This is a genomic window from Marinactinospora endophytica, assembly GCF_054780875.1.
On the sequence record NZ_BAAGVM010000002.1, the window covers coordinates 222,482 to 234,948 of the forward strand.

Here is a 12,467-nt window from a genome sequence, read left to right on the forward strand (position 1 = left end):
CCGGACACGTCACCACGTGTCCGGGCCTCGTCGTTCGCGCGGCCCGCCGGCGGGCTCACGGCCGGACCGCGCTCCCGAGGAGGCGGGGGTCGGGCCCGGGGCGGAAGTCGGGCGGCGCCACCTGGTGAACCATCCGGAGGTCGCCCCCGGTGTCGCGCTCGACGACGGCGAAGGCGGGCGCCCCGTCGCGGATGTGGCCGAGGCACACGACCTCGGTGGGGCCGATGGTCGCCTGGTGTCGGTCGTGCAGGTGACCGCAGAAGTGCCAGCGCGGTCGCAGGCGCTCGCACAGGGCGCGTAGCTCGGGCCGGCCGGCGTCGGCCCGGTCGGGGGCGCCGATCCCCGCCGGCCAGTCGTGGGTGAGCAGGAGGTCGACCGGGGCCGAGCGGCCCACGCCCCGACCGACCCGCCGCACCTCCTCGGCGGTGTAGTAGCTGCGCTCCCGAGCGGTCTCGCGTCGCGGCCGGGCGGCGTCGCTGACACGGGCCGAGTGGATGCCGGACAGGAACGCCACGCCGAGACCTGCGATCTCGGTGCGGCCCGCGCGGCCCAGGAAGTGGACGTCCCGGCTCCACCGCCCGGGGCCGGCCGCGTCCAGGGCGGGCCAGGGCTCGTGGTTGCCACCGATGAAGTACAACGGGGCACCCAGGTCGATCAGCCCCTCGGCCAGGAGCGGGAAGTCGCCGATCCCGCGGTGGCCGGCGGGGGAGCGCACGCCCGCGGCGTCGGCCTCGTCGCGGTTGGCCTCGACGTCGCCGACGGCCAGGATGGCGTCGAGCGGGCCGAGCCAGGCGCGGACGGCCGACGACCAGGCGGCCAGCAGCGCGAACGCGCCGTGGACGTCCCCGGTGATCAGGATGCGGGCGGGAGGTACGGGCGCCCTGCGCTTGCGTGCCACGACCGGGACTCCTTCGGGGCGGGAGGGCCCGACGGTACCGGAACGACGTCCCCTGGCGGTATCCGTTTTCGCGGCCCGTGCCCGGCCGCCGCCGCGGGGAGGGCGCCGCCGGCCACGGCTCAGCGCCGTGAGCGCTGGGGGCAGCGTCCGCGGCGGCGCCGGGGCTCGGGCGACAGCGGGACGTGCGCGTCGGAGTCGCCGGCGCGCCGTTGGGGGAGGACGCCGAGCACCGCGTCGATCTGCTCGGTCGACAGCCGTCCCTCGGTGGCGGCCACGGCGGTCAGCAGCTCGGAGTACAGCTCGATCTCGGCGAGCGCCACGTGGTCGTGGAGGCGCGTATCGAGGTTGGAGTTCACCGCGGCCACCTCCATCGAAATCGGGTTCGAGCCGGGGAGACGGCCGCGACGTCCTGGGCGGTCTGATAGGACACACCGTCTCCGCGGTCAAGGCTACGTGGCAGTAGCCTTCCGCCACATGACCCAGAGGGACCATTCTGGAACCATCTGTTGCTTCCATTCCAAGGCTGGTCTGAAAGGCAATGAAACGGAGGCGATCAGAGGTTCCATGTCTGTTTCTCAGAGCCGATTCGGCCGCAAGAACATGAAACGAAGACAGGGAAGGAGTGTCCGTCCGAACTGGTCCGCTCAGCGCCAGCGCACGCCGCGGTGCTCCTGGGCGTAGGAGGCGTACTTCTCCGGGGTGCGCGCGAACACCGCGCGGTCGTCGTCGGTGAGTTCGCGGATCACCTTTCCGGGGACACCGGCCCACAGCGTGCCGGGGGGGACCGTCCGGCCGGGTGGGACCAGGGACCCCGCCGCCACGAGCGCGCCGGCACCGACCCGCGCGCCGCCCAGGACGATCGCGCCGATACCGATGAGCGCCCCCTCCTCGACGATCGCGCCGTGGACCATCGCCTTGTGGCCCAGGCTCACGCGGTCGGCCAGGATTGCGGGTTCGCCCGGGTCGGAGTGCAGCCCGCACTGGTCCTGGATGTTGCACCGCTCGCCGACGATGATGTCCTCGGTGTCGGCGCGCAGCACCGAGCCGTACCAGACGCTGCTGCCCGCGCCGATGCGCACCCGGCCGACGATGACCGCCCCCGGCGCGATCCAGGCGTCCGGTGCGATGTCGGGCGAGCCGAACGCGGCGTCCCCCACCAGTGGACCGGTCATGTGTGGGCCTCCTCGGAGTCGGATGCGCGGCGGTAGGGCGGTAACGGAATGGCCTCTAGCGTCCACGCGCGTGCGAGAACGCGCATACCTTAGTTGGAACGCGATCCCGGTGATCTCGACGGTCCGGCATCGCGGGCCGCCCCCCTCGATCCCGCCGGGTCCGGGGACGGGTCATGGTCCCGGCCCGTTCTGCCGTCCGAGGTGTCACGTTCCGTACACTCCATCACTCCCTGTCGCCACAGATGACCACACGTCTGAAAAACGTGAAATGAACGTCACCCGAGTGTTTCCCCGCCGTTATGGGGATGGTAGGCAGAGTGGTGAGGCTTCCACCCCGTCTTGTAGCCAACCTGGTTGATTAGGACATGAAAGAACACAGCACCGAGATACTGCCGAATCTTCTCCGTGAAGACGCCTTCCCCACCGTGCGGAAGGGCGGCTACGACAAGCACCAGGTCGACGACTTCGTCGTCCGCAACCACAACCAGATCCGTGACCTCCAGGAACGTCTGGCCCGCGCGCACGACGAGATGGAGCAGTTGCGCCGTGAGCTGGCCGAGGCCCGCGAGAAGGCCGCGGTCAAACCCGAGCACGAGCAGATCAGCGAGCGCATGGCCGAGATCCTGCGCATCGCCGAGGAAGAGGCCGCGGACAAGCGGGCGCGGGTCGACAAGGAGGTCGAGCAGACCCGCAAGACGGCCCAGGACGAGGCCGCCAAGCGGATCAAGGACGCCGACGCCCACGCCGAGCGTGTCCTGGGCAGCGCGCGCGACCAGGCCAAGGAGCTGGTCGCCTCGGCCAAGCAGGAGGCCGAGCAGCTGCGCGACCAGGCCCGCCAGGAGGCCGAGCGCAAGCTCGCCGAGGCCGAGGGGCGCGCCAAGAAGATCCACGACACCGCCGACCGCCGCCTGGCGACGCTGACCGCCACGCACGCCGAGGCGGTCCGCCGTCTCGGGGACATGCGCGACACGCTCGCCGAGCTGCTCACCGCCGAGAAGAACGCCGGCCCGCTCGAAGCGGACCTGAAGCGGCCCGACGCCGAGGCGCGCAAGGAGGCCGAGTCCGTCAAGGAGGCCGCGAAGAAGGAAGTCAAGGAAGCCAAGGACGGCGCGAAGCCCGCTCCGAGCGCCGGCCAGGCGAAGAAGGACGCTCCCGTCGCCCCCGCCGCGGCCCCCGCCCCCGCGCAGAAGGCCCCCGCGCGGCCTGGCGCGTCCGCGGCCCCCACGGCGCCGGCCGCCACCGACGAGCCCACCGCCAAGCTCCCGTCGGCCGAGGGCGAGGCCACCATCAAGATCGAACCGGCGGACGACCAGGAGGAGACCATCCGCCTCAAGCCGGGCGAGACCTCCGCGTCCTCCCCCGCCACCGGGCCGAAGTCCCAGCCGGTCCGCCAGCACCCGCCGAGGCCCCAGGGGTTCCGCTACGCGGGTCCGGCCCCGGACGAGGGGGACAAGCCTCAGGGAGCCGTGGGCGGCGATCCGGGGATGACGGGCATCTACCGGCGGCCGGAGTCCTCTCCGGGCACCTCAGGCACACCCGAGGGTGGTGAAGGGGTCCGCATCATCCGGCCGTGACCCGCCGGCAGCGCCCCCGGCGCCATCGGGGTGCGTTTTCGGCCGGGCCGTCCACGCGACGGGCCCGATCGGGGCGCCGGGGTACGGCGACGTCGACCAGCAGGGCTGCGGGGTGCCGGTCCGGAGATCCACGGAAACTCCGGACCGGCGCCCTTTTGCGCCCTTGATGAGGGCTGACGTCTGTCTTGTGGATCGCTGTCGGCTACGATGCCGAAAGCCATGATTATCCGTGCGGCCATAAGGTCCGACCTAGGGGCGATCCTGCGCCTCCTGCGTGATCTGGGCGACACGATGCCCGCGCAGGGCGGCACCGTCCGCATGTCCTCGGCCGCGGTCCGGTCCTGGACCCGGATCGAGAACGATCCCGACCGTACGATCCTCGTCGCCGAGCGGCGGGGACAGATCATCGGCACGCTCGACCTGATCATGGTCGCCAACCTCACCCACGACGCCCAGCCCTGGGCCATCGTCGACAACGTCGTGGTGGACGGCGCCTGCCGTCGGCGCGGGGTGGGGCGGGCGCTCGTGGAGGACGCGGTCGAACGCTGCGTCGCCGCCGGGTGCTACAAGATCGAGGTGCTGTTCCACGAGAGCCGGCCGGACGCGCACGCCTTCTACCGGTCGATGGGCTTTGAGAACGCCGCCGAGGGGTTTCGCCGCTACCTCTGAGACGACGGCGCCCCGACCGGAACCCCTCCATAAAGGGGCCGGCCGGGGCGTGGGTCGGGATAGGGGGAGGGTCAGCGGGGGCGGGCCGAACGCAGCGGCACGTGCTTGAGGAAGAGCACCACCACGAACGCGAGTATCGCGACGGGGACGCCGACGAGGAACACCTGGTGCATCGCGTCGTTGAACGCGGTGAGGACCAGCTCCCTGAGGGGGTTGGGCAGCGCGTGGATCACCTCGGGCGACCCCGAGGCCGCGCCCTGGAGCGCCTCCGGCGAGACGCCGGACTCCGCCGACGCCGCGGCGACATCGGTCATCTCCGTGGTGAGCGTGTTCGTCATGATCGCCCCGAACGCGGCCACCCCGATCGAACCGCCGAGGTTGCGGAAGAAGGACACCGAGGAGGTCGCCGCCGCCATGTCCGTGCGCGCCAGCGCGTTCTGCGTCGCCAGGATGAGGATCTGCATGGACAGACCGAGCCCCAGCCCGATCAGCCCGACCCCGACGCCGACCAGGACGAGGCTGGAGTGCAGGTCGAGCAGCGTCAGCACACCGAAGCCCGCGGCCACCAGCAGCATGCCGACGATCGGATAGCCCTTCCACCTGCCGCTGCGGCTGACCAGCATGCCGGAGGAGATCGAGGAGGCCAGCATGCCGACGACCATGGGCAGGGTCATCAGCCCCGATTCGGTCGGGGTCATGCCCTTGACAATTTGCAGGTATTGCGGGAAGTAGATCATGACGCCGAACATGGCGATGCCCACCAGCAGGGAGGCCAGGCTGGCCAGGTTGAACGTGCTGTTGCGGAACAGGTGCGGCGGGATGATCGGGTCCTGGGCGCGGCGCTCGGCCACCACGGCCAGCACGGCGAAGACCAGCGTGGCCGCGCCGAGCGCGTAGGTGGGGACGGAGTTCCACTCGAACTCCTTGCCGCCGAGGCTGAGCGCCAGCATGGCGCAGCTCGCGGAGGCGACGATGAAGGTGGCCCCCCACCAGTCGATACGAGTGTCGCCGCGCTCCCGCCGGGGCATCTTCAGCAGCCACTGGATCACGATGAACGCCACGATCGCGACCGGAACGGTGATGAAGAAGCACCAGCGCCAGCCGAGGGGGCTGTCCACGATGAAGCCGCCCAGCAGCGGTCCGGCCACCGTCGACACGCCGAACACCGCGCCGAGGAAGCCGGCGTAGCGCCCGCGTTCGCGGGGCTCCACCACGTCGGCCAGGATGATCTGCGGCAGCGCGGCCAGGCCGCCGGCGCCGATGCCCTGGACGAGGCGGGCCCCGATGAGCCAGCTCATGTCCTGGGAGAAGCCGGCCGCCACCGAGGAGAGGATGAACAGGACGAGCGCGATCTGGAAGAGCAGTTTGCGCCCGTAGATGTCGGAGAGCTTGCCCCACAGGGGGGTCGAGGCGGTCATCGTGAGCAGCGTCGCGCTGGCCACCCACGAAAGCTTGTCCTGGCCGCCCAGCTCGCCGATGATCGTCGGCAGCGCGGTGCCGACGATCGACGTGGTGAGCATCGAGGTCAACATGGCCAGCATGAGACCGATCAGGATCTCGATCACCTGCCGCCGGGAGTAGGCGGGGACGCCCTCCCCCGAGCTCGCCGCGTCTTCGGCTAACGCCTCCTTGCGCACCGTTCGGTCCCCCAACTCTGTCACCGAGCCCCCGTTTCCGCTTTCAGGCATGCCTCTTCCCCGTCGAGAAGGGTGAGGGAAGAGGGGTGTCACATCATGTACCGGTATAAGTAAACAGTGTTGACTTGTCAAATCGGGCGCTATGCTCCCAAGCCCGGATGTCGCAGGATGGTGTCCGGGGAGAGACCGCCGACGATGAGTGAGGGACCGTGACATGAACCGCGCGGAGGCGGCCGAGGCCTGTGCCGACCGGGCTCGGGTGCGCGATCGGGAGGCGACGCGCCAGCGCATTCTCGACAGTGCCCGCGAGCTGTTCACCAGCTCCGGGTACGCCCAGGTCTCATCGCGGATGATCGCCGCCCACGCCGGCGTCAACGTGGCGTTGATCAATCGCTACTTCGGTGCCAAGCGGGGCCTGCTGGCCGAGGTCATCGCCTCGGAGGCGGTGTTCCCCGGCATCTTCGAAGGGGACGTGCAGACGCTTCCGCGCCGGCTGGCCGAGTACATGGTGCGGCGTTTCAACGAGGAGGGCACCCCCCTCCAGCGGGCGCTGGAGCACTCGGGCAGCGATCCCGACCTGCAGACGGTCTACCAGGAGCGGTTGCGAAACGCCATCATCGATCCGCTGGCCGACTACATCGGCGGGCCCGATGCGCGGGTCCGGGCCTCGCTGGTCGCCTCGCTGCTCGTCGGCGTCACGGTCCTGCGTCGGTCCGGCGGGGCGGCGTCGCTGGCCGGCCAGGATCCCACGGCCATGGTCAGGCGCCTGGAGCACTGCATCGCGGCCTGTCTGGACACCGAGGTCGGCTGATCCGCCGGCCGGGCCTGGAGCGCCGGCCGGATCCCGGTGTCGGAAACGCGTCGTGGGGTGGCGACGCGCTCTCTGTGGCGTCGTCCAATAGCGGAATCATCGGATGTCCCGGTACCCGACACGCCGATAACGTCGTGGTAACGGAGAGTTATGGGTGATGTGTGTTCTTCTGAACAACGGTGACTGGCCGTACATATCCTGTGCGGCTCGACAGTCGTTCACGGGGGAATTTACATGTCATTCCGCGTTTCTTCCGAACAATGTCGTGCCCGAATTCGGTCTGTGTCCATAACCAGCCTCGCGCCGACCTTATCGGTCGCGGTGGTGGCCGTTCTCTTCGGACTCCTCCCCGCCGCGCCGGCGCTGGCCGACCGTCACATCGGACCTCCCGTCCACGCCCCTGAGGAAGCTCCCACCGGTGGGACCCCCGTCACCGGTCAGGTCGAGCGGCCCGTGTCCGCGGAGGCGGGAGGACCGGCGCACAGCACGGTCGTCGAGCCGGATGGGGGAGCCCTGAGCCATCCGGGGCAGACGGGGGCCGAACCGCCCGAACGCCCGCTCGGCTTCACCGAATCCACTGAACCGGCACCCGTGGGAGAGGTGGGGGCCGTACCTGCTCCGGACCAGGTCGCCCCGGTCCCGGTGGACCGCCCCGTGGGGACGGTGTTCCCCGATTCCGCCTTCGGCTCGGATCCTTTCCCGCCGCCCGGAGCGGAGCCGGAACCGGAACCCGAGCCGGAACCCGACCTCGGGGCCCAGGCCCTGGAGCACGCGAAGAGCAAGATCGGCACGCCCTACCGTTATGGCGCCACCGGCCCGGACTCCTTCGACTGCTCGGGCCTGGTGCAGTGGGCCTACCAGCAGGTCGGGATCGAGATCGGCCGGACCACCTATGACCAGTACGAAGAGGGGACAGCGGTCTCCCGGACGGATCTCCGTCCGGGAGACCTTGTTTTCTTCTACTCCGGCCCCAGCCACGTCGGAATGTACGCGGGCGACGGGGAAATGATCCACGCTCCGAGTTCCGGAAAGGACGTGCAGATCGTCAGCATGTCCGGGTACTTCGACGACCATTACCAGGGAGCGCGTCGGGTCGTGTGACCCAGGCCGGTGCGAGGGGGCGTCGAATTCGACGCCCCCTGGCCGGAATAGCGTCGAACATCTAACCGAATTCAGCCGAGCTCGCGGGATATCGCGCGCGCGGTGGCGAGAAGGTCGGGAACCAGGTCGACGAGTTCCGTCAAGGGCGCGATGACGCGCAGCGACGTGATGGACAGCGCGGCCACGATGTCACCCGTGCTGTTGCGGACCGGCGCGGCGACGCAGTTGGTGAAGTCCTCGAACTCGCCGTCGTCCACCGCCCAGCCCCGTTCCCGGATGGTCGCCAGTTCGGCGTCCAGCGCCTGGCGGGTGGACAGGGTGTTGGCGGTGTGCGCGGTCAGTTCCACCCCGGAGAGCAGCTCGTCCAGGCGCCCGGCGGGCAGGCAGGACAGGATGGCCTTGCCCACCCCGCTCGCGTGCAGCGAGGCGGGACGGCCGATGCGTGAGTACATGCGCACGCCCTCGGTGCTCTCCAGCTTGTCCACGTAGATGACCTCGTCGCCGATGAGCTGGGCGAGGTGGATGGTGTGTCCGTGGCGGCCGTGGAGCGCGCGCAGGTGGGGGGAGGCCAGGGGGCGCAGGTCGAGCGTCTCCAGGGTCTGCTGGGCGATCGCGATGAGGCGGGTGCCGACGGCGTGCCGGCCGTCTCCCAGGCGCCGGGCGAATCCGCTGGCCTCCAGGGTCTGGAGGAGGCGCAGCGCGGTGGAACGATGCACGCCGAGGATGTCGGCGACCTCGCCGAGGGTGCGGGGGCGCGCCGCCAGGGACTCGATGATCAGGATCGCCCGCTGCACTGTTTGGGACACCTAGACCCCCTCCGTCTCTGTCGCCGAAAGCGCGCAATGCATATAATGCCGCATGTGTTGCGCATATTGCAATGGCATGTGCGCATGATGCGCACCTGAATCCCCGTTCGGGCGAGGGCGGCCGGTGCCCCGCGCCCCGAACCGCGTTCCGCGAACGAGAGGACCCCGCGATGCCCAGCGCAGTTCCCCCGGCCGCGACCTACGACGCGGTCTGCCTCGGCGAGACGATGGCGCTGCTCGCCCCGATCTCCGGAGCGCCCCTCGTCGAACGTCCCGCCCTGGCGATGGAGATCGGCGGGGCCGAATCCAACGTCGCGTGCGGACTGGCCCAGTTCGGCCGGCGGACCGCCTGGCTGAGCCGGGTCGGTGACGACCCGTTCGGACGGATCATCTGCGCCGTGCTCGCCGACCACGGCGTCGACGTCGGAGCGGTCGAGATCGACCCCGACCGTCCCACCGGTCTGTACCTGAAGGACCCCGCGCCCGGCGGCACCCGGGTCCACTACTACCGGCGCGGGTCCGCGGCGTCGGCGATGGGACCGGAACTGGCCGCCTCGCCCCTCCTGCGCGGCGCTCGGCTGGTCCACCTCTCGGGGATCACCCCCGCCCTGTCCAGCGGCTGCGCCGAACTCGTCGAACGCCTCATGGGGGACCGCGACGCCGGCCCCCTTGTGTCGTTCGACGTCAACCACCGTCCGGCGCTGTGGCCGTCGCGCGAGACGGCGGCGTCGGCGCTGCTGGCCCCCGCACGCGCCGCCGACGTCGTCTTCGTCGGCCGGGACGAGGCGCAGCGCCTGTGGGGCACCGCGACGGACGACGACGTGCGCGCGCTGCTGCCGGAGGTGCCCTGCCTCGTCGTCAAGGACGCCGAACACGGCGCCACCTGCTACGTCGGGGACGAGCGCACGTTCGTGCCGGCCCTGAGCGTGGACGTCGTCGAGCCCGTCGGCGCGGGCGACGCCTTTGCCGCGGGGTTCCTGCACGGCCTCCTCGGCGACCTTCCCGTCCGCGACCGGCTGCGGCTCGGGCACATCGCCGCCGCGGTGACGTTGCGCAGCGTCGGCGACGTCGTCACGTTCCCGTCGGCGGAGGTGCGCGCGCGGATGCTCGCCGCGGACGACGGCGAGTGGCCGTACCTGCGGATGCCGGTCCCCCTGGTCTCCGGGGTCGCCGGAACCGACAACGAGTGAGGAAGAGGAAGATGTCGCAGACGTTCGACGAGATCTTCGACGGTCAGCGTGTCATGGCGATCCTGCGGGGGATGCCCCCGCAGGAGACGGTGGAGCTGGCGTCCCGCGCCTGGGACCTCGGCATCGACCTGGTCGAGGTGCCGGTCCAGACGCCCGAGGCGCTGTCGTCGCTGCGGGCGGCCATCGACGCGGGGGCGCAGCGGGGCCGGGCGGTCGGCGCGGGGACGGTGATCACGGTCGAGCAGGTGGCGGCGGTGGCCCAGGCGGGGGCGGCTTTCACCATCGCTCCGGGGTTCGACCCGGCCGTGCTCGCCGCGTCGGCCGCCGCCGGGCTGCCCCACCTGCCGGGAGTCGCCACTCCAAGCGAGATCCAGCAGGCGTTGCGTCATGGGGCGCGCTGGGTGAAGGCGTTCCCGGCGACCGCGTTGGGGACCGCCTGGTTCTCGGCCATGCGGGGACCGTTCCCGCAGGTCCGGTTCGTGGCGACCGGCGGGCTGGACGCCCGTTCGGCCCCGGCCTACCTCGACGCCGGCGCCCGTGTCGCCGCGGTCGGCTCCGCGCTGTCGGATCCGGCCCAGGTGGAGCTTCTCGCGGACCTCGTCGGGTCGCGGGACTAGCCGGGCCGGACGGCGGGGCCCACACCCCCTCGACATGGGCCCCGCCGCTTCCGTGCTCCCGGGGCGCCCGTGGGAGCCGGTCGGGGGCGGGTCAAGACAGGATGATGGAGTTCGCCGGAAGCGGGGCGTCGAAGGTCATGGGAGCGTCGCCTGATGCGAGTTCCCGCTCGCCGGAGGCGAACAGGGAGAAGCGGGTACCGGCTCCGGCGTCCAAGGCCACCACGCCCCCCTGGGTCGGGTCGAGGGGGGTCCGGCCGACCCGTTCCACGACCTGACGGTGGCCCGAAGCGTAGGTGACGGTCACCGGTCCGCGGCCCGCCCGCGGGGGTACGGCCCCGGCGATGGCGGCGGACATCGTGGCGAGGTGGGAGGGACGGATCGGCACCGGCGTGCTCCTCGGGTTCATGACGCTGTCTTTACTCAAGGTTGTTTACCGCTTACCGAGCGTGAAGAGCGTCAGGTGGACACGGTGTGTCGCCGTTTCGCCGCGCTCTCGTGGCCGGACATGGCCGTCGGCCACATCCGGGAATTCCGGCATGGGCGTTCACCTCCCTCGGGTCCTCTTCCCGCGCCTATCGTTGGAAGGTGATCCCCCCGAACGGACTGTTACGCATCGGTACCCGTACCACCCCCGTGGCGCTCGCCCAGGCCCGCCACGTGCAGGATCTCGTCGTCAAGACCGCGCCGGACATCGTCACCCAGATCGTCGGCGTCGACGTCCCGATCGACCGCCGCGACGGCGGCTTCGCCTCCTCGGGCGGCAAGGACGGCTTCCTCCGCGAGATCGACCGTCGCCTGCTGGAGGGAAGGGTGGACATCGCCGTCCACTCCATGAAGGACGTCCCGGGCGACGTCCCCTTACCCGAGGGAACCACCTTCGGCGCCTACCTGCCACGCGAGGACGTGCGCGACGCGGTCGTGTTCCGCTCGGGATCCCCGTGGCGCTCGCTCGCCGACGTCCCGCAGGGCACCACGGTGGGGGCCTCTTCGGTCCGCCGCGCCGCCCAGCTTCTGCGGCTCCGGCCGGACCTGCGGGTGGAACAGATCCAGGGCGATGTCGCCGCCCGCCTCGACCGCCTGGACGAACAGGACCACTACGCCGCGCTCGTCCTCGCCCGCTCCGGTCTCGAACGCCTCGGCGCGGGCGACCGGATCCGCGAGGTCCTGTCCCACGACGTCATGTGCCCGCCGGTGGGAGCGGGCGTGACCGGACTCCAGTGCAGGGTCGACGACACCACGGTCGTCGACCTCCTCTACCAGATCGACGACGCCGTCACCCGCACGCACGTCACCGCCGAACGGATGCTGCTGCACAACCTACGGGGGCATGGCGGCAGTCCCATCGCCGCTCACTGCCATACGACCCCTGACGGGCGTCTCGCGCTGCGCGGCATGGTCTTCACCCGCGACGGCCGCCACGTGGTCGAGGCGAGCGGCCGGGACGACCCCGACCGGCCGGCCCGGCTCGGGACGACCGTCGCCACCGAGCTGCTGCGCAAGGGTGCCCGCGCCCTCATCGACGCGGCCCCACGCCTGGGCGGGCTTCCCCGCCCGTGGCCGGGACCCGCGCGGGACAGGGCGTTGCGGCATCGCGTAGGGTGGCGGTGAACCGAGACGGGAGGAGGCTGGGCGCGATGGCTCACATCTACGCGCTCTTCCAGGCCCTGTTCTTCGGTTCCGGAATCACCGACCCGTTCTTCGACGGCACCCCGGGCATCGGCTCCTTCGCGCTGTTCGCCGTCACCGCGGTGGGCGTGGCGCTGGTCTGGGTCGTCGCCCGGGGGTGCGCCTCCTGGCCGTTCTCCCACCTCGACGTGCAGGTCCAGTCCTGGGCCGCGCGGCTGCGGGCCGGCCGTGCCACGACGATCCCCTCACGCGATCCCGATGCCCCGGGGAAGACCCGGCCACGGGCCCCCGGCGCGGCCCCGGTGGCCGCGTAACCCGGGTTTTCCGCGCCGCGCGGTCACCCCGTCTGCGTCCGATCCGACCAGC

14 protein-coding genes are annotated in these 12,467 nt (G+C 71.2%); 8 read left to right on the plus strand and 6 right to left on the minus strand.

The annotated features are described in order from the left end of the window. Positions 1-55: 55 nt before the first annotated feature. From ACYVHU_RS04895 to ACYVHU_RS04905, 3 genes are all read right to left on the minus strand, one after another. Complete coding sequence (locus tag ACYVHU_RS04895) at positions 56-898, minus strand: metallophosphoesterase family protein (protein WP_498947639.1); 843 nt, start codon at positions 896-898, stop codon at positions 56-58. Positions 899-1,017: 119 nt separating this feature from the next. Then, entirely contained in the window at positions 1,018-1,254 is a 237-nt protein-coding gene (locus ACYVHU_RS04900; protein WP_200813546.1) for a hypothetical protein, read from the minus strand. 288 nt (positions 1,255-1,542) lie between these two features. Then, positions 1,543-2,070, minus strand: a complete 528-nt coding sequence (locus ACYVHU_RS04905; protein ID WP_078760716.1) for a gamma carbonic anhydrase family protein — start codon at positions 2,068-2,070, stop codon at positions 1,543-1,545. A 365-nt stretch (positions 2,071-2,435) separates the two neighbouring features. Between ACYVHU_RS04905 and ACYVHU_RS04910 the strand changes: the two genes are divergently transcribed. Beyond that, positions 2,436-3,644 (plus strand): coiled-coil domain-containing protein, encoded by a 1,209-nt coding sequence (locus ACYVHU_RS04910; protein ID WP_200813545.1) that lies wholly within the window; start codon positions 2,436-2,438, stop codon positions 3,642-3,644. 219 nt (positions 3,645-3,863) lie between these two features. Then, entirely contained in the window at positions 3,864-4,313 is a 450-nt protein-coding gene (locus tag ACYVHU_RS04915) for a GNAT family N-acetyltransferase (RefSeq protein ID WP_078760715.1), read from the plus strand. Positions 4,314-4,384: 71 nt separating this feature from the next. On the opposite strand, the gene ACYVHU_RS04920 is transcribed toward ACYVHU_RS04915, so the two are convergent. Next, positions 4,385-6,001, minus strand: coding sequence for an MDR family MFS transporter (locus ACYVHU_RS04920; protein ID WP_078760714.1), 1,617 nt, complete (start codon positions 5,999-6,001; stop codon positions 4,385-4,387). Positions 6,002-6,164: 163 nt separating this feature from the next. Here ACYVHU_RS04920 and ACYVHU_RS04925 point away from each other — a divergent pair, with 163 nt between their 5' ends. Further along, entirely contained in the window at positions 6,165-6,761 is a 597-nt protein-coding gene (locus tag ACYVHU_RS04925; protein WP_078760713.1) for a TetR/AcrR family transcriptional regulator, read from the plus strand. Between the two features lie 282 nt (positions 6,762-7,043). Next, entirely contained in the window at positions 7,044-7,862 is an 819-nt protein-coding gene (locus ACYVHU_RS04930; protein ID WP_432938071.1) for a C40 family peptidase, read from the plus strand. Positions 7,863-7,933: 71 nt separating this feature from the next. Here ACYVHU_RS04930 and ACYVHU_RS04935 read toward each other — a convergent pair whose 3' ends face one another. Further along, complete coding sequence (locus tag ACYVHU_RS04935; RefSeq protein ID WP_078760712.1) at positions 7,934-8,668, minus strand: IclR family transcriptional regulator; 735 nt, start codon at positions 8,666-8,668, stop codon at positions 7,934-7,936. A 170-nt stretch (positions 8,669-8,838) separates the two neighbouring features. Here ACYVHU_RS04935 and ACYVHU_RS04940 point away from each other — a divergent pair, with 170 nt between their 5' ends. Together ACYVHU_RS04940 and ACYVHU_RS04945 are read left to right on the plus strand one after the other, a co-directional pair. Then, the gene (locus tag ACYVHU_RS04940) at positions 8,839-9,858 is read left to right on the plus strand and encodes a sugar kinase (protein WP_078760711.1); all 1,020 of its coding nucleotides are present in this window, start codon (positions 8,839-8,841) and stop codon (positions 9,856-9,858) included. A gap of 11 nt (positions 9,859-9,869) precedes the next feature. Beyond that, on the plus strand, positions 9,870-10,475 hold the full coding sequence (locus ACYVHU_RS04945; RefSeq protein ID WP_498947643.1) for a bifunctional 4-hydroxy-2-oxoglutarate aldolase/2-dehydro-3-deoxy-phosphogluconate aldolase: 606 nt from the start codon (positions 9,870-9,872) through the stop codon (positions 10,473-10,475). Positions 10,476-10,566: 91 nt separating this feature from the next. Here ACYVHU_RS04945 and ACYVHU_RS04950 read toward each other — a convergent pair whose 3' ends face one another. Further along, positions 10,567-10,860 (minus strand): hypothetical protein, encoded by a 294-nt coding sequence (locus tag ACYVHU_RS04950; protein WP_078760709.1) that lies wholly within the window; start codon positions 10,858-10,860, stop codon positions 10,567-10,569. A gap of 200 nt (positions 10,861-11,060) precedes the next feature. On the opposite strand from ACYVHU_RS04950, the gene hemC reads away from it, so the two are divergent. Together hemC and ACYVHU_RS04960 are read left to right on the plus strand one after the other, a co-directional pair. Beyond that, complete coding sequence (gene hemC, locus ACYVHU_RS04955; RefSeq protein WP_078760708.1) at positions 11,061-12,083, plus strand: hydroxymethylbilane synthase; 1,023 nt, start codon at positions 11,061-11,063, stop codon at positions 12,081-12,083. A 26-nt stretch (positions 12,084-12,109) separates the two neighbouring features. After that, entirely contained in the window at positions 12,110-12,415 is a 306-nt protein-coding gene (locus tag ACYVHU_RS04960) for a DUF6412 domain-containing protein (protein ID WP_078760707.1), read from the plus strand. Positions 12,416-12,467: the final 52 nt, after the last annotated feature.

What these genes read in the sequence shown, in the direction of transcription:
- ACYVHU_RS04905 (WP_078760716.1), bottom strand. Translation starts at nt 2,070, where the DNA reads ATGACCGGTCCACTGGTGGGGGACGCCGCGTTCGGCTCGCCCGACATC.
- ACYVHU_RS04910 (WP_200813545.1), top strand. Translation starts at nt 2,436, where the DNA reads ATGAAAGAACACAGCACCGAGATACTGCCGAATCTTCTCCGTGAAGAC.
- ACYVHU_RS04915 (WP_078760715.1), top strand. Translation starts at nt 3,864, where the DNA reads ATGATTATCCGTGCGGCCATAAGGTCCGACCTAGGGGCGATCCTGCGC.
- ACYVHU_RS04920 (WP_078760714.1), bottom strand. Translation starts at nt 6,001, where the DNA reads ATGCCTGAAAGCGGAAACGGGGGCTCGGTGACAGAGTTGGGGGACCGA.
- ACYVHU_RS04925 (WP_078760713.1), top strand. Translation starts at nt 6,165, where the DNA reads ATGAACCGCGCGGAGGCGGCCGAGGCCTGTGCCGACCGGGCTCGGGTG.
- ACYVHU_RS04940 (WP_078760711.1), top strand. Translation starts at nt 8,839, where the DNA reads ATGCCCAGCGCAGTTCCCCCGGCCGCGACCTACGACGCGGTCTGCCTC.
- ACYVHU_RS04945 (WP_498947643.1), top strand. Translation starts at nt 9,870, where the DNA reads ATGTCGCAGACGTTCGACGAGATCTTCGACGGTCAGCGTGTCATGGCG.
- ACYVHU_RS04960 (WP_078760707.1), top strand. Translation starts at nt 12,110, where the DNA reads ATGGCTCACATCTACGCGCTCTTCCAGGCCCTGTTCTTCGGTTCCGGA.